General features: G+C 39.7%; 23 protein-coding genes and 2 tRNA genes. 11 read left to right on the forward strand and 14 right to left on the reverse strand.

Annotated features, from left to right (window positions below; all coding sequences use genetic code 11):
* Window positions 1-59: 59 nt before the first annotated feature.
* From WCY03_RS09340 to nadA, 5 genes are read right to left on the reverse strand one after another with little or no spacing between them, the layout of a single operon-like run.
* The gene (locus WCY03_RS09340) at window positions 60-1430 is read right to left on the reverse strand and encodes a M23 family metallopeptidase (RefSeq protein WP_345992346.1); all 1371 of its coding nucleotides are present in this window, start codon (window positions 1428-1430) and stop codon (window positions 60-62) included.
* Window positions 1430-2371 carry a DHH family phosphoesterase gene (locus WCY03_RS09345; protein WP_345992348.1) on the reverse strand — a complete coding sequence of 314 codons (942 nt, stop codon included), beginning with the start codon at window positions 2369-2371 and terminating at the stop codon, window positions 1430-1432. The genes WCY03_RS09340 and WCY03_RS09345 overlap by 1 nt, the downstream gene beginning before the upstream one ends.
* A 14-nt stretch (window positions 2372-2385) precedes the next feature.
* Entirely contained in the window at window positions 2386-3444 is a 1059-nt protein-coding gene (flhB, locus tag WCY03_RS09350) for a flagellar biosynthesis protein FlhB (protein ID WP_345992350.1), read from the reverse strand.
* Between the two features lie 10 nt (window positions 3445-3454).
* Window positions 3455-4270, reverse strand: coding sequence for a carboxylating nicotinate-nucleotide diphosphorylase (nadC, locus tag WCY03_RS09355; RefSeq protein ID WP_345992352.1), 816 nt, complete (start codon window positions 4268-4270; stop codon window positions 3455-3457).
* Window positions 4267-5265, reverse strand: a complete 999-nt coding sequence (nadA, locus tag WCY03_RS09360; RefSeq protein ID WP_345992354.1) for a quinolinate synthase NadA — start codon at window positions 5263-5265, stop codon at window positions 4267-4269. Before nadA ends, nadC begins: the two co-directional genes overlap by 4 nt.
* 100 nt (window positions 5266-5365) lie before the next feature.
* Here nadA and plsY point away from each other — a divergent pair, with 100 nt between their 5' ends.
* The 6 genes from plsY (at window position 5366) to WCY03_RS09390 (ending at window position 10302) form a co-directional block, all read left to right on the forward strand.
* Window positions 5366-5980 (forward strand): glycerol-3-phosphate 1-O-acyltransferase PlsY, encoded by a 615-nt coding sequence (plsY, locus tag WCY03_RS09365; protein ID WP_345994078.1) that lies wholly within the window; start codon window positions 5366-5368, stop codon window positions 5978-5980.
* The gene (locus WCY03_RS09370; RefSeq protein ID WP_345992356.1) at window positions 5977-6303 is read left to right on the forward strand and encodes a dihydroneopterin aldolase; all 327 of its coding nucleotides are present in this window, start codon (window positions 5977-5979) and stop codon (window positions 6301-6303) included. Before plsY ends, WCY03_RS09370 begins: the two co-directional genes overlap by 4 nt.
* A gap of 102 nt (window positions 6304-6405) precedes the next feature.
* Window positions 6406-7080 carry a homeostatic response regulator transcription factor HsrA gene (gene hsrA, locus WCY03_RS09375; RefSeq protein ID WP_345979415.1) on the forward strand — a complete coding sequence of 225 codons (675 nt, stop codon included), beginning with the start codon at window positions 6406-6408 and terminating at the stop codon, window positions 7078-7080.
* Window positions 7081-7228: 148 nt separating this feature from the next.
* On the forward strand, window positions 7229-8521 hold the full coding sequence (locus WCY03_RS09380) for a HAMP domain-containing sensor histidine kinase (RefSeq protein ID WP_345992358.1): 1293 nt from the start codon (window positions 7229-7231) through the stop codon (window positions 8519-8521).
* Window positions 8522-8579: 58 nt separating this feature from the next.
* Window positions 8580-8834 (forward strand): YfhL family 4Fe-4S dicluster ferredoxin, encoded by a 255-nt coding sequence (locus WCY03_RS09385; protein ID WP_345992360.1) that lies wholly within the window; start codon window positions 8580-8582, stop codon window positions 8832-8834.
* A gap of 1 nt (window position 8835) precedes the next feature.
* Window positions 8836-10302, forward strand: a complete 1467-nt coding sequence (locus tag WCY03_RS09390; protein ID WP_345992362.1) for a Ppx/GppA phosphatase family protein — start codon at window positions 8836-8838, stop codon at window positions 10300-10302.
* 16 nt (window positions 10303-10318) lie between these two features.
* Here the strand turns inward: WCY03_RS09390 and bamA are convergent, their stop codons facing one another.
* A complete protein-coding gene (bamA, locus tag WCY03_RS09395; protein WP_345992364.1) occupies window positions 10319-12550 on the reverse strand; it encodes an outer membrane protein assembly factor BamA in 2232 nt (743 codons plus the stop codon).
* A 156-nt stretch (window positions 12551-12706) separates the two neighbouring features.
* Here bamA and WCY03_RS09400 point away from each other — a divergent pair, with 156 nt between their 5' ends.
* Window positions 12707-13537, forward strand: coding sequence for a prephenate dehydrogenase (locus WCY03_RS09400; RefSeq protein WP_345992366.1), 831 nt, complete (start codon window positions 12707-12709; stop codon window positions 13535-13537).
* Here the strand turns inward: WCY03_RS09400 and WCY03_RS09405 are convergent.
* The 6 genes from WCY03_RS09405 to WCY03_RS09430 are packed head-to-tail and all read right to left on the reverse strand — an operon-like array spanning window position 13534 to window position 20000.
* The gene (locus tag WCY03_RS09405) at window positions 13534-14985 is read right to left on the reverse strand and encodes a BatD family protein (RefSeq protein WP_345992368.1); all 1452 of its coding nucleotides are present in this window, start codon (window positions 14983-14985) and stop codon (window positions 13534-13536) included. The genes WCY03_RS09400 and WCY03_RS09405 overlap by 4 nt on opposite strands.
* Window positions 14969-16897: a VWA domain-containing protein gene (locus WCY03_RS09410; RefSeq protein ID WP_345992370.1), complete on the reverse strand. Its 1929-nt coding sequence runs from the start codon at window positions 16895-16897 to the stop codon at window positions 14969-14971. The genes WCY03_RS09405 and WCY03_RS09410 overlap by 17 nt, the downstream gene beginning before the upstream one ends.
* Entirely contained in the window at window positions 16894-17823 is a 930-nt protein-coding gene (locus WCY03_RS09415) for a VWA domain-containing protein (RefSeq protein ID WP_345992373.1), read from the reverse strand. Before WCY03_RS09415 ends, WCY03_RS09410 begins: the two co-directional genes overlap by 4 nt.
* Entirely contained in the window at window positions 17816-18217 is a 402-nt protein-coding gene (locus WCY03_RS09420) for a hypothetical protein (RefSeq protein ID WP_345992375.1), read from the reverse strand. Before WCY03_RS09420 ends, WCY03_RS09415 begins: the two co-directional genes overlap by 8 nt.
* Window positions 18214-19044 carry a DUF58 domain-containing protein gene (locus tag WCY03_RS09425; protein WP_345992377.1) on the reverse strand — a complete coding sequence of 277 codons (831 nt, stop codon included), beginning with the start codon at window positions 19042-19044 and terminating at the stop codon, window positions 18214-18216. Before WCY03_RS09425 ends, WCY03_RS09420 begins: the two co-directional genes overlap by 4 nt.
* A gap of 8 nt (window positions 19045-19052) precedes the next feature.
* Window positions 19053-20000: a MoxR family ATPase gene (locus tag WCY03_RS09430; protein ID WP_345992378.1), complete on the reverse strand. Its 948-nt coding sequence runs from the start codon at window positions 19998-20000 to the stop codon at window positions 19053-19055.
* 199 nt (window positions 20001-20199) lie between these two features.
* Between WCY03_RS09430 and WCY03_RS09435 the strand changes: the two genes are divergently transcribed.
* The 4 genes from WCY03_RS09435 to WCY03_RS09450 all read left to right on the forward strand — a co-directional run bounded on the left by WCY03_RS09435 (window position 20200) and on the right by WCY03_RS09450 (window position 22081).
* Window positions 20200-20275: transfer RNA gene (locus tag WCY03_RS09435), tRNA-Lys, on the forward strand.
* Window positions 20276-20285: 10 nt separating this feature from the next.
* A tRNA-Glu gene (locus WCY03_RS09440) sits at window positions 20286-20360 on the forward strand.
* A gap of 279 nt (window positions 20361-20639) precedes the next feature.
* Entirely contained in the window at window positions 20640-20939 is a 300-nt protein-coding gene (locus tag WCY03_RS09445) for a hypothetical protein (RefSeq protein WP_345992380.1), read from the forward strand.
* A 323-nt stretch (window positions 20940-21262) separates the two neighbouring features.
* The gene (locus WCY03_RS09450; protein ID WP_345992382.1) at window positions 21263-22081 is read left to right on the forward strand and encodes a site-specific integrase; all 819 of its coding nucleotides are present in this window, start codon (window positions 21263-21265) and stop codon (window positions 22079-22081) included.
* On the opposite strand, the gene WCY03_RS09455 is transcribed toward WCY03_RS09450, so the two are convergent.
* The gene (locus tag WCY03_RS09455; protein WP_345992384.1) at window positions 22049-22438 is read right to left on the reverse strand and encodes a hypothetical protein; all 390 of its coding nucleotides are present in this window, start codon (window positions 22436-22438) and stop codon (window positions 22049-22051) included. The two genes, WCY03_RS09450 and WCY03_RS09455, sit on opposite strands and share 33 nt — an antisense overlap.
* Before the next feature lie 62 nt (window positions 22439-22500).
* Complete coding sequence (locus WCY03_RS09460; protein WP_345992385.1) at window positions 22501-24189, reverse strand: hypothetical protein; 1689 nt, start codon at window positions 24187-24189, stop codon at window positions 22501-22503.
* Window positions 24190-24292: the final 103 nt, after the last annotated feature.

Consider the following 24292-nt stretch of genomic DNA (forward strand, 5'->3'; position numbering starts at 1 on the left):
TATAAATCCTGACTAGCAATAAATATTCCGCTATTATAACCTATTAAGCTATGAAAAAATTATTGTCTGTCTATTATCTTCTTCGCTTCAGCTATAATATCTTCTATATTGACTTTCATCCAGTGCTTATCCATCCACTCTTCCGGACGTACTTCTACTCCTTGTACCAAAACACCGAAATGAAGATGATCGCCCATAGCGTATCCCGTCATCCCCGTTTTAGCTATCTCTTCGCCTGCTTTGACATTATCGCCTTCGTTTACAGAAAGGCTCGAACAGTGCCCGTAAAGCGTATAAAGTCCGAGTCCATGATCGATTATCGGATTGTTGCCGTATAGACCGTTATAGTTGGCAAATACTACATGCCCCGGATTTTGAGTCGTGATACTCCCCATCTGCACGCTTGCGAGGTCAAGGCCCATATGATACGCCTCACTTACTACTTTTCCTTGATAGGAGTATATCCTGTGATCTCCGAAGCTTGCAACAGGCGCGGCATTTTTAAGCGGATACATCGGTTTGATATCGAAATCGGATATCATAGTGTTTTGCGACACTTTCGACGTCACTTTATGTATCAAAGCTTCGTTTTTTGCACGGACCTTTTCATTGATGATCTTAAATCTTTCGATCCTGTCGTCGACACCGTCAGTCTCCTCGAACTCGTTTGAAAGCTCTGCAATCTTGCCGTCTAAAAACTTGTCTTTGAGCGTGATATGGGATTCTTTGTATTTTCTATCTTTAAGATAGAGGCGTACGTATTCTTGAGAGATATTTCCCGCCATATCCTTTACGACTATCGTCGCTCTAAAGCTGTTCTCTTTGATAGGCCATGCAATAAGCGATATATAGTACCCTTTTTTATAAAAAGGCTGTGCCAAAAAATCTTTACCGAAATTCGTAGAGATTTTTATGCTTTTTAGATTTTCGTCCTTGGCTTTAAAAATAACGACCGCGCAGCCTCCTTTTTGTATAGAGTAGGAGTTCGCAAGACTTATCAGCTCCGGCCTTTTTGAATCGACTATGAAATTAAACTCTTTTTTAACCTCGTTGCCTTTTAAAAAATCCCATTTGCTTGCATCTCTTGCGGTAATTATAAGTTTCGCGCTGTCTGTTCTTATTCTATAAAGCTGCTTGGGCGCTTTGAGCTCAAAAGAGATATTGTTCTGTTTTGCCATAAACCTTTCATCCGCTATATTGAAGGTCTTGTCATCCACTTTTAAGACTATGTTATAAGAAAGTATTCCCGTATCGTCGCTTATGTTTACATGCAACGGATCTTTTAAGTTCCAATATCCGTTATTGTCCAGCTTGACCACGGGAGCATTTCTTTCAAACATCGACGAGTTGAATATAAATACCGCTCCGCCTATCAAGGCTATAAAAAATATCAGAACCAACAGTGACGACGAGTTTCTTCTTCTTCTCATTATATACTTTCCTTTAACAGTGTGATTATTTCTTGTGCCGCTTTTTGCATATCATTGCCGAGCAGGGTAAATCCTGCTGCATGCGGATGACCGCCGCCGCCGAAATGCTTTGCAATAGCGTTTACGTCGATATCCTCTTTGCTTCTTAGTGAAGCTTTAAGCGACATATTCTTGTTTTCTCTCAACAAAAATGCGATCTTGACGGTCGGCAGGTGCAGAGCTTCTTCTAATGCGGCTTCACAATCGCTTGCTTTGGCGCCGTATTTTTGCATCATCTTCTGATCCACGCACAACACGGCGATAGAACCGTTTGCGTAAAGCTGCATATCAAGCATCATAGCGCCTTTCAAACGATACGCCGAAAGCGACATGTATTGCGACACGAAACTATTGCATGATTTTGAATCCGCACCCAAAAGACACAGCTCTTTAGCCATATCAAAGACTCTGTGATCGGTTTTATGACTCGAAAAATTGGATGAATCGTCGATAAGCCCCGCATACAGAGCCGTCGCTATTTTTCGGTTTATTTCTATACCGTTGGCTTTGAAAAAATCAAACAAGACCTGTGTCGTGCTGATCGCACTCTCATCCACGATATTGTACGTACCGTAATTATCGTTACTTTGATGATGATCGAAATTTATCAGATCGATATCCAGCTCTACTCCAAGCCTGGCATAGGAACCGCAGTCCAGACTGATCGCAAGATCAGCACCGCTTGGGAAACTGTTTTTTATCTTATCGACCCACGGCAGAAACTTCAATTTTTCATCAATATTCTTCGATGAACAGAAAAAGGACACTTTCTTATGCAATTTTAACATATAAGTATAAACAGCCGAAGCACTGCTGAGAGAATCCGCATCGGGATTCACATGTGCTATTACAACGACATGTTCGGCTTTTTGGATTCTTTCTATGATCTCTTGCTGTTTCATAACGAAATTATATGCTATTTTCTGTTCATCTTATAAACATAGGCCAAAACTTCGGCGACTGCGGCAAAAAGCTCTTCGGGTATTTCACGTTCTACTTCTACTTGTGCATAGAGAGATCTTGCAAGCGGCGGATTTTGAACTATATGTACATTATTTTCACGCGCTATCTTTTTGATCTGAATGGCTATGTGATTCATCCCTTTGGCTACGACAACCGGTGCACGGCTCTTTTTTTCATCATATTTTATAGCGACTGCGTAATGGGTCGGATTCGTTACGACAACGTCCGCATTGGGAATCTCGGCCATCATTCTTTTTCTCGATGCCTGCATCTGGATCTGACGGATCTTCGATTTGATAAGCGGATCCCCTTCCATGTTTTTCATCTCGTCTTTGACTTCCTGTTTAGTCATTTTTAGATTGTCTATATATTGTTTTCTTACGATGATAAGGTCTGCCAATGCAAAAACCGCTATGACAAAGAGCATGATCACAGCGAGAATGATCGCTTTTTTTATCATCCATGCAAGCTGTTCATGAAGACCGAAAAGAGCAACGGTCGGAAGTTCTTTTGTATAAAGAAAAAAGAAGTAAAAGCCTATCCCCAAAGTAGTCAGGGATTTTAGTGTCGTTTTTAAACCCTCAAGCGCTTTTTTTAAAGAAAAAAGGTTTTTAAACCCGCTTATAAAGTTCAGTTTATCGAATTTCGGAGCTATGGCATCGCTGTTAAAAAGAAATCCGAACTGTGCCACAGAACCTATTATCCCCGATATAGCTATTACCAAAGAAAAGGGTATGACTATGAGCAAAAACTCTTTTATCGATACTATTGCGATGTTCATAAGCGTATCGCGCGTAAGTTCGGTATGACCCTGCAGTGAAAAAAAGTATTTGATCAGATGGATAAGATGCTCTTTCATAAAACTAAAAAGCATCAAAAGGGTCAAGATCGCGACAAAAAGCGTTATGGCTCCGGAAGCATCTTGACTCTTGGGAACATTGCCTTCTTTTCTGGCATCTTCTATCTTCTTGGAGGTGGGTTCCTCTGTCTTTTCGCCTTCGTCTTCAGCCATGGATCATCGCCTATTCAACTTTCATAGAGATATCTATCCAGTTTGCCTGATGTATGAGAGAACCGCTGCTGATAGCATCGATACCTGTTCTAGCGACATCCTCTATCGTCTCAAGAGAGATATTGCCGCTTGCTTCAAGCAGGATCGAAGGATAATACTCTTTTTTATATTCGACCACCTCTTTTATCTCTTGAGTCGTCATATTGTCGCACATCACTATATCGGCGCCGGCTTTCATAGCGCTTTTTGCCATCTCGACAGTTTCGGCTTCGACCTCTATCTTGCAAGTAAAAGGTATCTTTTCTCTTGCACTTTTTATATACCCGTTTAGATCGGCTATCGTTTTGAGATGCGTGTCTTTGAGCATCAGACAATCGTCAAGCCCCATTCTGTGATTTACCGCACCGCCCGTTCTTGTTGCATATTTTTCAAAATTTCTCAGCATCGGACGTGTTTTTCTCGTATCTAAGAGTTTCGTTCCGTAGGGCTTTATCAGTTTTACATACCTGGCTGTAAGCGTCGCTATGGAACTTGCGTGCAAGAGCATATTAAGCAGCGTTCTTTCACATCTGAGAAGTGTATGCGAAGAACCCTGTATCTTGGCGATGATATCGCCTTTTGTAAACTCGTCTGCATCGTCTTTGAGCCACTCGATCTCAAATGATTCGAGTTTTGCAAGGGCATCTATATAGATACGTCCGGCAACAACACCGTCACTCTTTGCTACTATCTTCGCACTTGCCTGAACCGGAGTTTCAACAAGCGCATACAGGTCGCCGCGTCCGACATCTTCGGCTAAAACGGCTTTTACAAAATCTTCTATCATAATGCCATCATTCTTTCTAATGCGATCTTTGCCCAATACTGAGTATCTTCTTCAACAAACACTTCATTTATCGGAGCGCCGTCGTCTATCGCTTTAAGAGTAAGATACACATCTTCCAAAGTGGTTTCGTTCATCGTCGGACACTCCGGTTTTGTAGAGGAAAGAACGTAAGTATTTTTCGGGCGCAGACGGTTAACCATGTTAAACTCCGTTCCCACAGCCACTTTTTGATCTTCTGGAAGTTCCGTTATATATCTGATCAGCTGAGAGGTAGAACCTACAAAATCCGCTCTGTCACAGATAGCAGGATCACATTCAGGATGTACCGCTATAAGGATACCCGGATACTTTTTACGGTAAAACTCTATATCTTCGACCGTAAAAAGCTGATGAACCGAGCAGAACCCGTCGTAACAGATGATGTCGCACTCTTTTGGATCACCGCCGAGCCCTATAACCATTGATTTTAATCCCATCTGGTTTGCTATGTTCTGTCCAAGACATCTGTCAGGTACGAAAAGGATCTTTTTTCCCTCTTTTAATGCGTTAGTTATGATCATCTTGGCATTTGCGCTCGTACAGACCATCCCGCCCATCTCTCCGACTTTGGCTTTGACATCCGCATTGGAATTGATATAGGTGATAGGGAGTACATCCTCTTTTTTTATTCCGTTGTCTTCCAAAAAAGCAACAGATTCGTCAAAATACAGGATATCTATCATTCTTGCCATGGCGCAGCAGGCTACTTTTGGCATCACTACGCGTTTTTCGGGACTTAAGACTTTTACGCTCTGTCCCATAAATCCGACACCGCAAAAGAGCACAAACTCGGCATCGTCGGCCTGCGTTTTTTTCGCCAGTTCCAAAGAATCGCCTACGATATCCGCCATCTCAAATACTTCGTCCCTTTGATAAAAATGAGCGACTACGGTAACGCTCAATTTTTCTTTAAGCTCTTTTATTTTTGCTTTTAATTCATCTGTAGTATAGTTCAATTTTAAAGTCCTAAAAATCCATAATTTCGAAATTATATCAAATTCTAATAATATTTCCTGTAGAATTCCCTCAATCAAAATATTAGGATTTATGCAGATGATGGATTTTTTATTCAGCTTGAACGGACAGCTTTTTTTAGCGGCATATCTTATTGGAGGCATACCTTTTGGTCTCTTGCTTGCAAAGTTCTTTGCGGGAGTCGACCTTAAGACAAGCGGAAGCGGAAGTATCGGTGCGACCAACGTACTGCGGGTGGTAAAAGAATCAAATCCTGCTTTAGCAAAAAAACTGGGAGCTGCCACGCTTGTTCTGGACGCTTTAAAAGGGATTGCCGTTTTGGCTGCAGGCCATTTTTTAGGCGCAAGTGAAGCAACTCTGTGGGGAATCGCTTTTTTAGCCGTCATAGGCCACTGCTTTAGCCCTTATCTGAATTTTGAAGGCGGAAAAGGCGTCGCGACCGGCATGGGAGTAATGCTGTTCATGCTTCCGTATGAAACGATCATTGCACTCGTCGTATGGTTCGGCTTTGCAAAAACACTGAAAATATCATCGGCTTCTTCGCTTTTGGGCCTTACGGCTCTTATGATATCGAGCTTTTATATTCATCCCAACATGGCACATGCGCCGGTGATACTGATAGGATTCATCCTTTTTTATAAACACATTCCAAATATCATCAGGATTTTTCAAGGCAAGGAGAAAAGAGTCATTTGAAAATCTATATAGAAGATTTTAGATTTAGCTGTATCATCGGTATACTCGATTTTGAAAGAGAAACTCCTCAAGATGTCGTAATAAATCTTGAGCTCGAATACGAATTCAGATCGGATTTTATAAACTATGCCGATATTGCCGAACTTGTAAGATCTGCTATGCAGGAAAAAAAATTCAAACTTTTAGAGGATGCACTTCATCATCTTTTTTCACTTCTGAAAGAAAAATATCCCGATATTTCGACACTTTTCATGAAAATAACAAAACCTTCAATATTACAAGAGTGTGTGGTTAGCGTGAGTGATTTCAGGTCCTATTCTTAATCTAAAATTAGAGAAATTTTAAAAAAAGTTGAAAAAAACTTTAAATTTTTCTAAAAGTATGCTATCATTGCGCAAAATTTTTCGCTCATAGGAACTTAAAATATGCGTATTCTGATTATAGAAGATGAAGTTACTCTAAACAAAATGCTGGCAGAGGGGCTAAAAGAGTTTGGCTACCAAAGTGACGTTGTAGAAACCTTAAAAGATGGCGAATACTATCTTGATATCCGTAACTACGATTTAGTATTGATGGACTGGATGTTACCGGACGGCGATAGCGTCGATATCATCCCTAACATAAAAACAAATACACCAAAAACCGTTGTAGTCGTACTTTCTGCCCGAGATGACGATGAAAGCGAGATCGAAGCACTGCGTGCGGGTGCCGATGATTATATCCGCAAACCGTTTAACTTCGACGTTCTCATAGCCCGTTTAGAAGCTCGTCTTCGTTTTGGCGGAAGCTCTATTATCGAGATCGAAGATCTTACGATCAATCCCGAAGAGGAAAAGATCATCTATAAAGAGCAGGAGATCGAGCTCAAGGGCAAACCATTCGAAGTTCTTACACACCTTGCACGCCACCGCGACCAGATCGTCTCAAAAGAGCAGCTGCTTGATGCTATCTGGGAAGAACCTGAACTTGTAACTCCAAACGTTATCGAGGTCGCGATCAATCAAATTCGTCAAAAAATGGACAAACCGTTAGGAATTACCACTATCGAAACGGTCCGCCGCCGCGGTTACAGATTTTGTTTTCCAAAAGAAGTAAACTAATCACTGTTTTATGCGCTTAAGGGCTTCAGCCTTTTTGCCGCGCCAAAATGCTTTGTTTTTTCTCTCAGCATATATCCGCCATCACTCTTTACATACAAGACACTTTCGTTATAATTTCCGTATATTATATTAGGAACTCGACATGTTAATGCAAAGAAGTATACGCAAGCGCTTTTTCATTCAACTTATTTTTGCTTCTGCATCCTTGATACTGATATTTACCTCTTTTGCTTATTTGTACATTGAAAAATCGATCTATGACGAAAAAAGAGACGAACTGATAAAGTTTGCTCAAAATATCGCTTCTTATAAATCCCTTTATGACGCAACCGTAACAAACCCCGATACCTTTTTGGGACTCTCCGTTGAACTTGTGAACCTGAAACAGCAGCTGGATTATGTACATATGTATGAAAAGACAACAAAAAACAGGACATATCTTACCATCATCTATCCCTTTAAGATCCATGATCTTAGCTATCTGAAGATCACCAGAGACATCACTCCCACAAAACAGCTTTTAAACAACATCTTAAACTCTATATTTATCATAAACACCGTCGGTTTCATTCTCATAATTTTGTATGCTATCGCTCTGTCTAAGATGCTGATCGCTCCGGTCACAACACTCTCAAACAGACTCTCGAACATGAACGAACACTTGATGCAGACCATCAAAATAGAAGAGCTGCCAAAAGAGTTTGAACCTCTTGGCAATACCCTGAATCATCTTATCAACAGACTTCAAAATTTTGTAAAATATCAAAAAGAGCTCTTTATCGGTACTGCACACGAACTAAAGACTCCTCTTGCAGTCATAAAATTGAAAAATCAGGTCACTCTTCTTAAAAAACGCACACCCGAAGAGTACGTAGAGGCTCTAAAAACTACCAACAAAGCCGTGGACGACATGAACCACATAGTTTCAAACATACTCAATATCGGACGTCAGGAGGGAGCACAGCTTGAAAAACCGACAGAAGTCGATATCATAGCCGTTTTGCGGGAAAAAGCCAACGACTTCAAACTGCTTGCGGAAAATGAAGGTAAACAGCTCATCATGAGCTTTAAACCCGACTTGTTTATGGCAACGCTTCAGGTCAGTCTTTTAAACCAGATAGTCCAAAACTTTTTGCAAAACGCCCTGAAGTTCACTCCAAAAGACAAAAGAGTTTATATAAGCAGTTATTTAAACGATGAAGGGCTTGTTATAGAAGTACTCGATGAAGGCTGCGGTATCGATGACAGCGTCGATCTGTTCGCTCCTTTTAAACGCCAGGGAAATAAAAGCGGGGTCGGACTGGGCCTCTTTTTGGCAAAAAGCGCCGCTGATGCCATAGGCGGTAAAATAGAGCTGAAAAATAGAGGGGATGGGGTATCCGGAACAAAAGCGTCACTCACGATTATCTCCAAGCTCTGCTGTCCTTTGCATTTCAAATAATTTAAAGGTTATTTTTGCTATAAATCGAGCATAAAACAATTAACTATAAGGTTTTTTAATGGCTTTACTAATAAATGAAGAGTGTATAGCGTGTGATGCATGTCGTGACGAATGTCCTACTACGGCAATTGAAGAGGGAGATCCGATCTATTTTATTGATCCGGATAGATGTACGGAATGTGTCGGTGTTTATGATGAGCCTTCATGTATAGCGGTTTGTCCTGTTGAATGTATCGTTCCCGACAAGGACAATGTGGAAACAATAGCAGAACTTCAATATAAATATAAATCGATTTTAGCGGAAGAGGAATAGTTTGGCAAAAATAACGGCTGTCATAGATATAGGCTCTAACTCGGCCAGAATGGTTATCTATGAAAAAACAAGCCGTTTTGCCTTTCATCTTTTACACGAGGTAAAAAGCCGTGTAAGGCTTCCAGAAAATGCCTATAAAAACGGAGGCAATCTGCAAGAGGAAGCTATGCAGAGAACCTATGACGCGCTTGAAAACTTTTTAAGCATAGCGTCGTCGTTTAAAGCCAGAAAGATCCTTTGTGTCGCAACGTCGGCACTGCGCGACGCTCCCAACAAAAAAGAGTTCATCTCGCGCGTAAGAAGCGGTCTGAAACTCAACATTAAAGTGATCGACGGCGAAAAAGAAGCGTTGTACGGCGCTTTAGCCTGCTGTAATCTGCTGCCGCAAGCCGAGGCGCTGACCATAGACATAGGAGGCGGTTCTACGGAATTCTCCTATATCCTAAACGGCAAAGTAGAAAACACCCTCTCGCTTGCTCTTGGAACCGTGAGGCTCAAAGAACTTTTCTTTGATAAAAAAGATATAGAGGGCGCAAAAAAATATATCAACGAAGAACTGGATAAGCTCAGTGATATCAGTATCTCAAACCTCATAGGTATAGGCGGTACTTTTCGCGCCCTTTCACGCGCTATTATGAAAGATATCAGATATCCGCTCAACAAGCTCCACGCTTTTGAATGTTCTTCAAAAACCATGTCCAATTTCATAGACAAGATACTAAATGCAAATGAACGGCGTCTGAAGCATCTGAACATAAGACCCGACCGTTACGACGTCATAAAACCGGGCAGTCTGATAATATCCGAACTGCTTAAGAGAAAAAACGATATAGATAACCTCATAACAAGCGGCGTCGGAGTCAGAGAGGGTGTCTATCTCAGCGACCTTCTAAGAGGTCAAAAAGACAGCACTTTCCCCGCAAATTTCAATCCGTCCGTAAGATATCTGCTTGATTCATACATCTTTGACAAGAACCACTCAAACCAATTGGCAAAACTCTCAAAACATATTTTTGATCTTATATGTGAAAGTTACGATATAGATGAAAAATATAAAAAATCGCTGGTCATCGGCGCAAAACTTTCCCCTATCGGGGCTTCGCTTCATAATTATTCCAGCAATCAGCACAGCTATTACCTCATCCAGACGGCGCTTGAATACGGTTTCACGCACCAGGAAATAATACTTATCGCAACGCTTACCCGATATGCCAAAAGAAAAGCACCGGCAACAGCACATATTACGGAATATAAAAATATATTGCCAGATGAGAAGATCGCCGAACTCTTAAGCTTTATCATCTCTCTCTCATCCGCTCTTTTAACGCATAGACCAAGAAACCTCGACTACAACATCGGCTTTAACGAAAACTCTCTGCAAATAGCTTCAAAAGACAATCTCTATCTTGTAAAAGACGCGGTCAAGAATCTAGAGTTCCCGCAAGGGATACGAGTAGAGTTCGTTTAAATACCTTCTCTACCCCTTAAAACCTTTGTCCCATCGTAAATTCAAAGTGTGATACTTTGTCACCGGATTGCTGGTTCAATGGATTTGCAAACATCAGCTGGATCGGTCCGACAGGAGAGAACCACTCCATCCCGACTCCATAACCGCCGCGAGATATTTCACTAAGAGAGTTATCTCCTATGAATCCCCAGTCAAGGAACGTTACCAGACGCATTTTTGCCTTAGGCACCAGCGGAAAACTTATCTCTGCGTTATTTGAAAAGGTTTCATTGGCTCCCACGCGTCTTACTTCGCCGTTATCAAGAACGGTCGGAGAAAGAGAATATGACTGATATCCTCTCACGCTTCCGATACCCCCCATATAAAATTTCTCGGCGATCGGAAGATACCCTGAATCGACCGCATAATTGAATCTTGCTTTATATCTAAAAATCGCATCAAAACCTACATAATCTTTTAAGCCGTTGTATTTGCTAAATTTAGTCAAAAATTTATAAAAATCCGCATCTCCGCCGATACCGGATTTTTCTATGCTCTGACTTGCGATCATACCTTCACGCGGAAGATAGTAATCATCGGTATTGTCAAAACTCATACTTACTACCGCAGAACTTTTCGAGTAACTCTCAAAATAGTAGCTCCCGTACGTACTCGTTGCATTAAGATCCACGTTGCTGTACGTATTTTGAGAATAGTTGTACCCCAGATATCCGGAAACATGTCTTGTAAATCTATGCCCGACACCCACGCTTACTCCGTTACTTTCCACCGAATAATCCGTATAATCGGTCGCGGATTGATAGATAGAGAAGTTGCCGCTGTAATCACTATCGTTAAGTCTTGGATTTGAGATAGAGAATGAATAGTTATGCGTCATTTGGGATTTTTCAAGTTTAACGCCGACGTTTATACCAGATCCCCAGATATTTCTGTCACTCACGGCAACGCTTAAAAGCAATCCGCCGTAACTTCCGTATCCTCCGCCCAGCTGAATGTTTCCGGTAGGAGTCTCTTTGACTTTCACTATAAGATCCATCGTGCGCTCGTCTATACGTTTTTCTTCGATAGTGTTGCTTTCAAAATACCCAAGACGTCCGATCGCATTTCTCGAATCTTTCAGGTCGGTAAGACTGTACATATCTCCGGGCCCCAGATAGAGTTCGCGTCTGATGATCCTGTCCAGAGTACGCGTGTTCCCAGAGATGATAACATTTCTTATACGTACTTTTTCGCCGGGTATGACCTTAAAAACGACATTGACAGTATGGTTCTTTTTATCTTTTTGAAGATCGGGTACGACATTTACAAATGCATATCCGAGATCTGCAACTATGGTTTTTATTCTGTCGGAATCTTCACGGAAAGTTTTGATGTTGAACGGTTCGTTCTTTTTAAGTTTGACGACTGCTAAAAGCTTCGCATCGTCGATGACCTGTTTTGTCTGATCCACATCGATGCCGCTTATGCGGTATACGTCGCCTTCGGCGATCTGGTAACTCATCTCTCCCGTATAATGATCAAAATTGACCCTCACAAACGGAGCATCCACTTTGGCGTCGAGATAGCCGTACTGCATATAGTAATCGCGTATGCGAAACGGATCATACTGCAGGTCCTGTATTTTCAGCTCACCGCTGTTTCTGCCCCAGAACCATCCCATGAACTGATGCTCTTTATTTGCCACCGTATCGTCAAAATCGCTGCTTTTGAATCTTTTGAGACCGCTGTATTTTATCTTTTGTATAATGATCTTTTCGCCTTCGTTTATAACAAATTTGATATGCATACTGCCGTTTTCTTGAATAGTTTTTTCAACTTCGACGACAGAATCGATCTTTCCGTCATGGTTGAGTGATTCTATAATTCTGTTCTTTGCGGCTTCTATCTTTTTCTCATCATACAGCACACCCCGTTTTATCATGACCACATCGTTTAAAAAATCTTTGTCGTCATCCTTATAGCCTTTTAACTCGACTTTGGAGATGATCGGCTTCTCTTTAAAGTGAAACGTAACATTCCCGTCCATATTAGTTACGTATATGTCTTGAAAATATCCCTGTTGGAAATATTTTTTAATAGCATCGTCCACCTTTTTGGCGTCTAGCTCATCTCCGACATCCAAGTCGACCATACGCATAGCGACATCTCTTGAGATGTGATACAGACCGTCATAATTTATCTCTTTTATCTTATCGGCGTAAACGCTCAGCCCCATAAAAAAAGCAAATGCTAAAAAAACTATTTTCATAAATTTCCTAAAATTTAAATAATAAGTCTAAGATTTTACCCTTAATGTGATTAATCTTACGTAAACTCAAGTAATTTAAGTGTATCATTGCTGTAAAAAAGAATGATTCTTGCTAAAAAGCGAAGCTTCAGCAGGCAATATGTGATAGGAATAATTATGAAAGTAGGTATAATCGGTCTTGGACTGATGGGCGGTTCCCTTGCGCTGAGTCTCAAAAAACTACCGTTTGTAAACGAGATCATCGGAAACGATCATAACAAAGAGCATCAAAAGCAAGCTCTTGAACTTTCGCTTGTAAAAAGAATCGTGGAGTTCGAAGAGATAAAAAGATGCGATGTTATCTTTCTTGCCGTTCCCGTGGATGGTATCATCTCCATCATAAACCAGCTGACAGACATCTCCCCTTACGCGACCGTTATAGATTTTGGAAGTACAAAAGAAAAGATCGTAAAATCCATTCCTCCGCAAATACGCGCAAACGTAGTCGCAGCACACCCTATGACGGGAACGGAGTTTTTCGGTCCCTATGCCGCGGTGGAGAACTTGTACAAAGACAGCGTTGTTGTCTTATGTGATCTGCAGGAGAGCGGGATCCGTCAAAAAGAGACGGCTATCAGGCTCTTTGAGGGGCTTGAAATGAAAATAAGCTATATGCATGCCCACGAGCATGACCGTCATACCGCATTCATCAGCCATATGCCCCATGCCATCTCATACTCGCTGGCAAACACGGTTATACAGCAAGAAAACAGAGAAGATATCCTCACCCTTGCAGCCGGCGGTTTCAGATCGATGAGCCGCCTTGCGAAAAGTTCTCCCGCTATGTGGGAAGATGTCTTTAAACAAAATAGAGAGAACGTCCTTGAAGCGATAGAGCTGTTTGAAAAAGAGCTTCGTATATTCAAAAATCATATAAAAGATCAAAACTGGAAAGAGCTGCATAAAGATATGCAAGATGCCAATACTCTTTACAATATCTTCAGTTAAAAACCATATCTCTTTCTAAGCTCCTTGAGCTTATTCTTGTCTATCTGCACATCTTCGCCTGAATAAAGCTTTTTCTCCAATATATCTATCATCTCTTTTACTTCCGGGTCTTCTTTGAACTCTATGAGCTTTGAAAGTATCGCTTTTGTATCTTTTGAGGATATATGCACGGTACGTTTTTTTGCTCTAAACAACGGCTTGAGCAGCATAAGAAGTATTCCAAGGACAAAGCCCGCCAAAGCGGAAAAAGCGATATAAATGTAGGAGATATTGGGGGCTCCCTTTACTCCGACTGCTTTTTCTTCGATAGATGATCTCTCTACTTTAAGAGGTTCTTCGCTTTTTTTAGCAGCACCTCCGGCGATCTCTATATGTACCGGCTGCGTTTTCAGGGTCTTCACGCTATTGGTTTTAGTATCCAGATATCTTATCTGTATAGCAGGGATCGTAAAGTTTCCGTCCCCGACAAATGCTATTTTCTTACTATATTCGCCGCTGTATGCGCCGTTTTTTATAAAATGTTCTATCTTTGCGTCATCTTCAAACACGGAAACATCGGGAATAAAAGGCTTTATGGAACCTATATCTTCGAAATTCGCCACACCTGTAAGCTTTACGGTCGCATTTACGGGCTCGTTACGGTTGGCTTTTGTTTTGTCTATCGAGATATCCATAGTTATGTCATGCCCTACTATGTCGATACCGTTTGGCAGAGGCTTCACCTTTACATGCAGCCTATTAGAAATGTATCTGCTCCATTTGATACGGGGCATCATATCACCCCAAAAATCATCTCTGGGACCTCTTTGCGCAAGACTCATCTTGGCAGGACGTATGGTCAGATTGCCGTCTCTTTGCGCAGCGAGGATATATATCACCTTTGTCTGCAGATAATCTCCCTCATACGTACCGTCTGTCTGCTGCTGTTTTTTTATCCAAAACCCATTCATATCCGAAGGCTCGAATTTTGAATCGATTATCTTCATGTCCCTTCTGATCCTTGAAGTCAAAATAACCTTAAAAGGTTCGCCGGCGTAAACCTCTTTCCTATCGCTTTTATACATTAGAGAAAACTTGGCCTTCGCATCTGCAGAAAGCGGACGCACATCTATTTTTATGGGCTTGGTCTTGACTACGCCACTGTCTGTTTTGATCTCTATGGGGTCGATCGTACAGCTTTTTTCCGGCGAGAATCTGTATACGAGCGTCTGGGTTTTTGTGAACTTCCCGTTTATGCCGCTGATGCTCGTTTGAGATGAACGTCCAAGTATGTTCACGCCGCACAGGGTATCGATATCTGGTTTCTCAAAACCCGTATCGCTTACCTGCAGGCTGAAGTTTACGATGTTGCCCGGAGTGATGACACTTTGATCGACACTTGCCGTGACACCGGCAAAAAGATTTGCAGCAAATATTAAAAAAATTATTATCTTACCAAGGTTTTTCATTTTCATCATCCTTATCGGTTTTCATGGCTTTTAGCTTATAGATATGTGCAGGAGTGTTTGAGTTCAATCTTTTTATCCATTTTTTCTCCTCTTTGTCACTCATGGATCCTTTCTTTGCCGATGAAGCATCTGAACCCGTCTGCTGATCTTGTTGCTTCTCTTTATCGCTTTTTTGCGTTCCTGTTAGCTCTTGAGTGTCGTTTTGACTTTGTTTACCTTTGTTCTGAGCGTTTTTGTTTTGCTGATCTTGTTGCTTCTCTTTTTTCTCTTGATCGGCTGCTTTACTTGATTTTTTCGAATCGTTTTGTCCGTTTTTATTCTGCTCTTTTTGGTTCTGTTTATTTTGAGACCCCTGATTATCGCTGTTTTTATTGTTTTTGCCGTTTTGCTTGTTCTGGTCTTGTCCGTTTTTGTTTTGCCCCTGTTTGTTCTGGTCTTTTTGATTATTTTGTCCGCTCTTATTATTTTGGTTGTTCTGCTTATTTTGCTGCTGCTTTTTGTTTTGCTGGTTTTGTTTCTTGTTTTTTCTCTTTTTTAGCAGTTTTTCTATGATATCCCTGTTTATCTTTGCATCTTCGTCATCTTTTAAAGAAAGAGATTTATTATAAGTATCAAGGGCTTCTTGAAGTTTTCCGGATTTTGCATAGGAGTTTGCCAGATTGTACAAAACTCCCGCCTGTTTCTTTTTATCCGCAAAATGAACACTGTTGTAAAGATGCGAGGCTTTTTTATATTTTTTATCTTTATACAGCGCAGAAGCAAGGTTGTAATTGGCTTCGTTCGTATCATGCTCTTTTACATATTTGTCGTACAATAAACTGCTCTTTTTATAATCTCCCTTCTCATACGATTTTTTTGCATCGTCGACAAGTTTAAAATCCATGATTCCCGCATAAGAGGGGACAGAAGCCGATAAAAACAGAGCTATCAAAAACGCTCCCGGCACGTTTACCGTCTCCCGTCTGCCCATGGAACTCGTCGCGATAAGAAGCAAAAACAGAGCAAATCCTACGGGTATATAAAACAGCGGTATGTATCTTGTGATCGTCTCGGATTTCAAAGTTTTTTGTTTGCTGCGAGACCGTATCTCTTTTAACATCTCTTTGACGTCTCTGTCGGAATTTACTCCCTCTATATAAACACCTCCCGTGCTTGTCGCAAGAGAAGATACTGACTCGTTGAGTTTCGAGATTATGATTTTGCCGTTTTGCGTTATGAATCCATCCTCTTCTTTGATGGGAGCACCTTTTTTTGTTCCAAGCGCGAGAATAAATACCGTAATGTTATGCGCTTTTGCATACGCTATCTCTTTGCTAAAGTCCTTTTTGTCACCGCCGTCGCTTAAAAGCAGCAGATATCTGTTTTTCTGCTTTTTGAGATTATCATTAACAGAATAAAGCAGCTGCAGCAGATCCGTTCCTTTTTCTGTTATGGATTCCGGTTCAAGCTGTTTTGTCAAAAACGAAACGGCATCATGATCAAAACTAAGCGGAGAGACGAGATAGCTTGATTTTGCAAAGGCAACTACCCCTATGCGCTCGTTGGGAGCTATTTTCAAAAGATCGAGTATCTTGTGTTTTGCAAGTTCCAGGCGCGAAGGATAAACATCCGTCGCCAGCATGGAATCCGATATATCCAATGCTATCATAATATCTGCACTTTTGGCTTTTATTTCTACCTTTCCGTTTGGAACGACGGGCTGTGCAAGCGACAAAATGAGCAGTAAGCCTATGATAAAAAAAAGGACGTTTCTGACACGAAGGCTCATTCTTTTTGAATTGATACGGAGTTTTTCCATCGTCTCCTCTGAAAAAAAGAGGGCATGTCTGTCTTTTTGCGTTAAAAGAAGCGCAAACAGAGCGATAAGCGGAAGCAGCATATAGTATATAAACTCAGGATGTAAAAATGTCATTCATGCCCCCTTTTGTTCATAAGATAAACATACAGCATCAAAGTAAGCAATCCTATAAAAAGAGGATAGAAATAGTAATATTTTACGTTTGTGAAAGTCTGCGATTTTAGGTCGGATTTCTCAAGCTTGTCAATGTCGTTGTAAATACCTTGAAGCTGTGAAGCGTCTCCTGCACCGTATGCTTTTGCACCTGTTTCTTTTGCTATTTTCACCAAAAGATCCTGATCGAACTCGCCCGGATTTCCTATGCCTATGGTGTAGACTTTTATCTTCTCTTTTTTTGCCATGTCCAGTGCTACGCGCAAAGGTATTTTCGTAGCTTCGGGCGTATTGTAGCCGTCTGTCAAAAGAATGGCTATCTTTGTCTTTGCCTTAGAGTTTTTAAGCAGATTCACGCCTTGTGCCAGAGAATCGTAAAGCGCCGTATACCGTCCGGCGATAGAGATATACATCTGATCAACCACTTTTTGAAGTATGTTCTTATCGTATGTCAAAGGCGAAGCTATGAACGAGTAGGCTCCAAATACCACTATCCCAAGATTATCGTTCTTTCTTTTGACGATAAAATCTTTTACTATGCTCTTTACCGCATCAAATTTCGTGGCATTGACGTTCGTGGTATCAAAACCATGCGAACCCATGGATTCCGAGCTGTCGAGTATAAGCGCTATGTCGTAGCCATGCTTTGGTGCGATCTCGTAGGGTTCGTCTTTTACCGGCGACATGAACGCCAGTATGAGCATGACTATAGAGAGCCATTTGAGCAAAAAAAGCAGTTTTGACTTGCCGAGTGTATCTTTTGCGAACTGCTGCGAATGGGGAAAATAAAACGACGGCAGCCGCATGCGGCATAATGAGGCGCATGCTATAAAGAAAAAAATGACAAATAAGACTTTGGGGTGTTCAAAATAGAAACCGTCAAACATCTATCATCCCTTTATAGAGTTCAAAATAGCTTTTTGCTTCCTCATCAAAATCCTGTACATCTTTTCTATACTTGTACTTTTCGAGTCTTTCGACGAGATTATGATACATATCCCTGTTTCTTTGCGAATCATCTTTAAAGAGATATCCGTATTTGGTTATTTCGTAAGCCGCTTTTTTCGCTTCAAAGAGTTCTACCTGCAAAAGCTTTTTATATGCGGATTTTCTTATATTTATGCGGTTTTTGTTTTTATACCATCGAAAAATAAGGTATGCGCTGCCAAAGAGTATAATCAGCGCGATGACGATCAACGCGGCAAAAAGATAGATGCTGTGATCTTGTATCTCTAAAAGCGGTTTTATATCTCGTATTTTTATCTCATCCGGGTTCATCATCTTCTCTCAAAAACTCTTCTTAAGCTTACGCTTGCAACATCGTCGGTATAGACTTTTGTGAATCTGACACCGCTTTTTCTAAAGTTCTCATACAGCTTCTTATCATGGATATGCACTTTTTTCGCGTATTCATTGACGCTTTTTTCATTAAAGTCGCCTTCGAGCACTCCGCCGCTCTCAGGATCCATTAACGATGAAAATCCCATAACCGGCGGATTTTCTTCCAACCTGTCGCGGACGATAAGAGCTATGACCTCATGTTTTTTTGCCAAAACTTTGATGTCGGGTATATCAAAAAAATCCGCGATAAGGATTATCAGGGATTTTCGTTTCAATCTTTTATACAGACTCTCGACCATAAGTTTGTAATCGGCTTTTTCGTTTAATGGATCGAATTCGACTATCTGCTGTACATTTTTTGTGGCAAAGCTCATCTTTTTGGTCGGTTTTGAATGAGATACGATCCTGTCTGTGAAAATATAAGAACTTAAAAGGTCGCCGTTTTTGAGAGTTGAAAAACCAAGAAGGGCGACAAGCTCTGCTATAAGATCCTGCTTGAACTTTTTGCTTCCGAAGTAGACGCTTCCGTTTAGCATCGAAGCTACAACGACGTTGAGTTCTCTTTCTTCTTTAAATATCTTGATATAGGGAGACTGCATCTTTGCCGTGATGTTCCAGTCGATATGGCGGATATCATCGCCGGGCATATACTCGCGCAGCTCTATAAAATCGTATCCTTCGCCTTTGAAGATGGAAGGGTTGTTTCCGCTCATCTCGCTGAAGACTTGACGGCGGGCACGCACAAGTATTTTTTTTAATTTGCTCATAAGAACCTCTACGGAATAGGAACCGTTTTTACGATCTTATCTATGATAAAGTCCGTCGTTATCCCCTCCGCTTCTGCCTCATAGGTCAAAACCAAACGATGATGCATGACCTCTTTTACGATGTAAGCGACATCCACCGGAGTCACGAAATCCTTACCCCGTAAAAATGCCATCGCTTTTACGGCTTTGAACATGTCGATACTTACACGCGGGCTCGCTCCGTACTGGATGAACTCCGCTATCTCATCAAGACCGTACTGCTTTGGATTACGGGAAGCATCGACAAGAGTTATCATATACTCTTCAACTTCGGCATCTACATGTATGTTTTTTACGACCTCTTTGAGCTGAGCAAGATCGTCTTTATTTATGATCGCGACGATCTGCTCATATTTTCCGCTGGAGATTCGTCTTGCGATCTCCAGCTCTTCATCTTTCGTATTATATCCTACGTCGAGCTTCAGCATAAAACGGTCAAGCTGAGCTTCTGGAAGCTGATAGACTCCCTCCTGTTCTACAGGGTTTTGCGTTGCCATAACAAAAAAGGGAGCTTCAAGTTTAAAGCTCTCTTCGCCTATGGTCACCTGACGTTCTTGCATAACCTCCAAAAGAGCCGACTGGACTTTTGCCGGAGCACGGTTTATCTCATCGGCCAAAAGCAGGTTGGTAAAGATCGGGCCGCGTTTTATTTTGAACTCGTTTGTCTGCGGATCATATATCTGTGCACCTAAAATATCCGAGGGCAAAAGATCGGGCGTAAACTGTGCACGTTTAAAATTAAGCCCCAGACTCTGCGAAAGCGCTTTTACGGTCGTTGTCTTTGCAAGTCCCGGAACGCCTTCTATAAGTATATGCCCCTCGCAAAGAAGTCCGATCAAAAGACCGTCGATCATTTTTTCCTGACCGATAACAACTTTAGCAACTTCGTTTTTTATCTCATTTATCTTAGAAATCATCCGTTTTTCCTATATTTGATATTTTCTCAAAGTATCGTCTTCGTGACAGTATAACTTAGCTGAAGTAAATAAATACCAAATAAAATCGCGTTTTAAAAAAAACTCTTGACATTAAAAAATAGTTTTACTATAATTCCCCTCCACAAACACAGGTGTTTGTTTTAGGAAACATCGCAAAGCGGGCGTTTCTTTATATTTTGTCTCGTTAGCTCAGTTGGTAGAGCACGTCACTTTTAATGATGTGGCCGATGGTTCGAGTCCATCACGGGACACCACTTTATAACTGGCTCCATCATCTAATGGTTAGGATTCAAGGTTTTCATCCTTGCCATAGGGGTTCGAATCCCCTTGGAGTCACCACTTTTTCTTTCTAACTCCCTATTTTAGCCACTTTAACAATTTAGTGAATGTCACATAGCGCGTTTTGTACACATTTTTGTCACACACGGTGGTCAAATTATGAGTAACTTTTTTCTACAACGCAATAAAACTTTCTATTTTCGCAGAAGAATCCCCAAAGAATGTTTAAAATACTTCAAAAATCGTGAAGAAATCCGAATCAAAGTGTCGCAAAGCAGCCATTTCCAGGTTACACTGTCGATAAAGGTACTAAATTCAATCTATGAGGAGCTTCTCACTATGCTAGTTTTATATGGCGGAAACAATAAAGATGCACTTGTTATGCAGTACATGACACGGATGAAAGAGTTTGCAGAACTCAATACTCCAACTCTTCCAATCATCACCTACTCAACAGAGCAGTTCTACCATGAACAAAACGAAGAAATCAACGATCAGATATTAAACAAGATAGGAAACTATACTCTCCAAGAAAAAAAGAAACTCCTCAAGAACCTCGATGCATTAGAGACATTCACGCAGATCATTGATGTGCGTTCAGACTTTGCACCTCAAATAAAGAGGAACCAAAAGAAGTAAAAAGAACGACCATCACCTTTAAGGAACTCTATGAGCTTTTCATAAAAGAGAAAAAGCTCACAGCTCCAAATACTACTCAAAGTACATGGAGAGATTATGAAGCTGCATATCAAGACTTTATCTATGTCATTGAAAATGCAGAGGCTAGAGACATTACCTCCTTTACAAAAGAAGACCTAAGAACCTTTGCAGATGCACTGCATAACCACCTTCCCTCTAGCAGAACTAAAAAACCACAGTTTAAACACCTTACCTACTCTGAGCTTAAAACCATAGAGTTAAAAGAGAATGAAAAAACAGCATTCGCTACAAAGCAAAAGAAGATGCTCTCAATAAAACAGATATTCGATATTGCAAGCGATGCGAGATACAGCTATATAACAGAAAACATAGTCGAACCATTCTTGATGAAAAAACCAAAAAACAGCAAGAAGATTCAAAAAGAGAGAAAACCACTAAGCGAAGAGAATCTTAAAAAGCTTTTCACTTCTAAACTCTATACGGACAAGCTGAAGCATACCCTCACATTTGCACCTGAGAAATACTGGATTCCTATAATTGCTGGTTATTCTGGTATGCGACAAAACGAGATATGCCAGCTCTATGTAGAAGACCTTAAAAGTATTACAACAGACATGGGTGAGATTATATGGTACTTTGACCTCAATGAAGAGAAAGACAAACATCTTAAAAATGAGAATGCCTTCCGTCTAGTGCCACTTCATCCTAAGCTTATTGAGCTTGGATTTATTGAATACTACAATTCCATAAAAAATAAACAGCCAAGACTATGGAAAAACCTGAGGCTCCACCCGAAAGAGGAAAGGTACAACACGGACTATGGCAAGAATTTTATGAAGTATTTCAGGAAGCATGTAACTGAAGAAGAAGATCAGGTATTTCATAGTCTTAGACATAATGTTGGAGACCAGCTTATGAAAAATGCTGTTCACTATAAGCTGCCAAAAGACCTTATGAATCGCATTATGGGTCACGAACCTGACAAAGATATGACCTCTGTTGTTTATTCGCAAGGGTATGGAGTTGAAGAGCTTTATGAGGGGATTAAGACACTTGACTTCAAAGATCTTATTCACTTGAAATTAAATTCAACCTGCGCTATGCTTCCTTTTCAGAATTAAAGCTCCTGGTGTTTTAGACATGATTCGATAATTATTGCGGATAGCTTTAAGGCCAACTATTCCGCCCATAACCACTCCTAAACTTATCATTGCAATCGCCGCAGGCATACCAATCAAAACTGACACTCCACCAGCGGCGATAGCTGATACGGGAGTTGTACTTCCTCCTGTTGCTGGTGTTGCAAGGAGACTATATATACCTGCTGCCACTAGGCAAATTGCCACACTCCATGTAACTTGTTTAATTCCATGAATAAGAATAATCCATTTTTCTAGCTCTGGATTGTCAACTTTAATTTCATCTTCACCGCTTAGAATAGCATCTTTCAATGTTTGCTTTGATTTTACTTCTACCACTATTAGATATTTCCTTATAAATAATACAAATAGATTCACCTAAAAAGATAAGTGATCTATACTTAAAAATCGCCTATTAATTTATCTGTTTCACTTAAATATCTAACAACATAATTATCTTTAATCTCTTGTAGATTAGTTGCATTATTAACAACCTCAGATACTGTAGTAATAATCGTTTGAATATTTTTTGCACCTAATTCTTTGATGGCAGTATACACACCATCTTGATATGTATTTTTATCACCATCAAAAGGACTATCAAAAGCAACAAATTTTATGAACTCTTTATCTTTATATGATTCTGCCAGTGCAGCAGCAAAAACAAAACATAAAAGCTTTTTAAGCGTATGCCCTTCATCTAAAGCATTATCAAAACCTTGACTATTTTCTACCTTCAAGTCAAATTCAATATTATCTGAAGTATTAAATCCTATTGAAAAAGCCAATTCTCTATTAAAAACAAGCTTACCGTATTTAATTAAATTAGATTTCAATTGAGTTATAAATGGACTAGTTATTATTCTTTTATTTTCTTGAATTGTCTTACTAAGCTCTTCTCGTCTAGAAGTTAAAGTTTCTTTCATTAGTTGTATCTCATCAAAAATATTTAATCTATCTTTGTGAACTTCTATCTTTGTTCTAAAATTAATGATTTCTTTTTCTAACTCTTTGAATTTGGCCATTGTATCTGTATTTTTTAATACAGATAGGATCTTACTTCTCTCTTCATTCAAACCAAGTAATTCTTTTTCAATATTTTCAATTTGTGCTAAAAATTCTGTCTTATTTTCTTTAAATACTACTATTCTTTCTTCCAAAATTTGTTTGTTAAAAGCAATGACACTGGTATAGTTCTTTTTTAAATCTGTAGGAAATAGAACTTTCATTTCATCAAATAAACCATTAATATCCTCTTCATCAATTGCTATTTCTTCTTCCAAAGATTTATTTATATAATCTATTTCTCTATTGAGTGAGTTTCGCTCTTGGTTTAATAATGATATTTCTGTTTCTATGTTGTTAATAAGTTCTTTACTTATATTCTTTTCACTTAAATAAAAGTCGAAATTAGCATAGAGTTCTTCTTTTTCGCTTAATTGCTTTTCATAAACAGATATTTCTTCTATAATAGATTCTTTAGTTCTATAATTGCCTAAATCATTTTCTTTTACAATAATTTGTTTTGATATCTCTTCTATTTCATTATCAAGTTCATATTTTCTTCTTATCTTGTTTCCATCAATGCCTAATAGATTTGAAATTATTGGCTTATAATGAATATCTCTCTGTCTTATAAATTTATTTAACCTAAAAACATCACTTTGATTATCTTGATCTCTTAAAAAGTAACTCACATATTGTCGGTAATCATCTAAACAAAATCCTATGCTTTTTTGAATGTACGCTTTAACTACTTCGACTCCACCTACAATATCAAATGTATCAGTATCTAGTAAAAGATCTTTATGATCTAAAATCTTTGCTGTAATATTGCTTGAACCACGAGTTGGTCTTTTTATTGTCAAATATTTATTTGAATTTACTTCCAATTCTAAGTAAAATGTAAAGTTTGAAAATTGTTCTCTGCTTAAGAAATCTTTACTTCCTTTTAACAAACAAAAGTCAATTAAACTAAATAATGTACTTTTACCAACACTATGATCATCTGACAAGATAAAATTTATACTATCTCTAAATACTATGCTTTTAAAATTCTCATTATCTGAATATATTTTTGATAATTTCATTTAGATAACCTTATTGTGTCTTCAGCTTTAATATATTCTAACTTGCCTAAGATATACAAAAAATTCAATGTATAAACAAAATCTTTTTGTTGTATTTTTAATT

The sequence above is a fragment of the Sulfurimonas sp. HSL-1716 genome (genome assembly GCF_039645975.1).
Taxonomy (GTDB): Bacteria; Campylobacterota; Campylobacteria; order Campylobacterales; family Sulfurimonadaceae; genus Hydrocurvibacter; species Hydrocurvibacter sulfurireducens.

What these genes read in the sequence shown, in the direction of transcription:
- flhB (WP_345992350.1), bottom strand. Translation starts at nt 3,444, where the DNA reads ATGGCTGAAGACGAAGGCGAAAAGACAGAGGAACCCACCTCCAAGAAG.
- WCY03_RS09400 (WP_345992366.1), top strand. Translation starts at nt 12,707, where the DNA reads ATGAAAGTAGGTATAATCGGTCTTGGACTGATGGGCGGTTCCCTTGCG.
- WCY03_RS09460 (WP_345992385.1), bottom strand. Translation starts at nt 24,189, where the DNA reads ATGAAATTATCAAAAATATATTCAGATAATGAGAATTTTAAAAGCATA.
- WCY03_RS09415 (WP_345992373.1), bottom strand. Translation starts at nt 17,823, where the DNA reads ATGTTTGACGGTTTCTATTTTGAACACCCCAAAGTCTTATTTGTCATT.
- bamA (WP_345992364.1), bottom strand. Translation starts at nt 12,550, where the DNA reads ATGAAAATAGTTTTTTTAGCATTTGCTTTTTTTATGGGGCTGAGCGTT.
- hsrA (WP_345979415.1), top strand. Translation starts at nt 6,406, where the DNA reads ATGCGTATTCTGATTATAGAAGATGAAGTTACTCTAAACAAAATGCTG.
- nadC (WP_345992352.1), bottom strand. Translation starts at nt 4,270, where the DNA reads ATGATAGAAGATTTTGTAAAAGCCGTTTTAGCCGAAGATGTCGGACGC.
- WCY03_RS09380 (WP_345992358.1), top strand. Translation starts at nt 7,229, where the DNA reads ATGCAAAGAAGTATACGCAAGCGCTTTTTCATTCAACTTATTTTTGCT.
- WCY03_RS09420 (WP_345992375.1), bottom strand. Translation starts at nt 18,217, where the DNA reads ATGATGAACCCGGATGAGATAAAAATACGAGATATAAAACCGCTTTTA.
- plsY (WP_345994078.1), top strand. Translation starts at nt 5,366, where the DNA reads ATGGATTTTTTATTCAGCTTGAACGGACAGCTTTTTTTAGCGGCATAT.
- WCY03_RS09445 (WP_345992380.1), top strand. Translation starts at nt 20,640, where the DNA reads ATGCTAGTTTTATATGGCGGAAACAATAAAGATGCACTTGTTATGCAG.
- WCY03_RS09425 (WP_345992377.1), bottom strand. Translation starts at nt 19,044, where the DNA reads ATGAGCAAATTAAAAAAAATACTTGTGCGTGCCCGCCGTCAAGTCTTC.
- WCY03_RS09450 (WP_345992382.1), top strand. Translation starts at nt 21,263, where the DNA reads ATGCTCTCAATAAAACAGATATTCGATATTGCAAGCGATGCGAGATAC.
- WCY03_RS09340 (WP_345992346.1), bottom strand. Translation starts at nt 1,430, where the DNA reads ATGAGAAGAAGAAGAAACTCGTCGTCACTGTTGGTTCTGATATTTTTT.
- WCY03_RS09405 (WP_345992368.1), bottom strand. Translation starts at nt 14,985, where the DNA reads ATGAAAAACCTTGGTAAGATAATAATTTTTTTAATATTTGCTGCAAAT.
- WCY03_RS09345 (WP_345992348.1), bottom strand. Translation starts at nt 2,371, where the DNA reads ATGAAACAGCAAGAGATCATAGAAAGAATCCAAAAAGCCGAACATGTC.
- WCY03_RS09385 (WP_345992360.1), top strand. Translation starts at nt 8,580, where the DNA reads ATGGCTTTACTAATAAATGAAGAGTGTATAGCGTGTGATGCATGTCGT.
- WCY03_RS09430 (WP_345992378.1), bottom strand. Translation starts at nt 20,000, where the DNA reads ATGATTTCTAAGATAAATGAGATAAAAAACGAAGTTGCTAAAGTTGTT.
- WCY03_RS09410 (WP_345992370.1), bottom strand. Translation starts at nt 16,897, where the DNA reads ATGACATTTTTACATCCTGAGTTTATATACTATATGCTGCTTCCGCTT.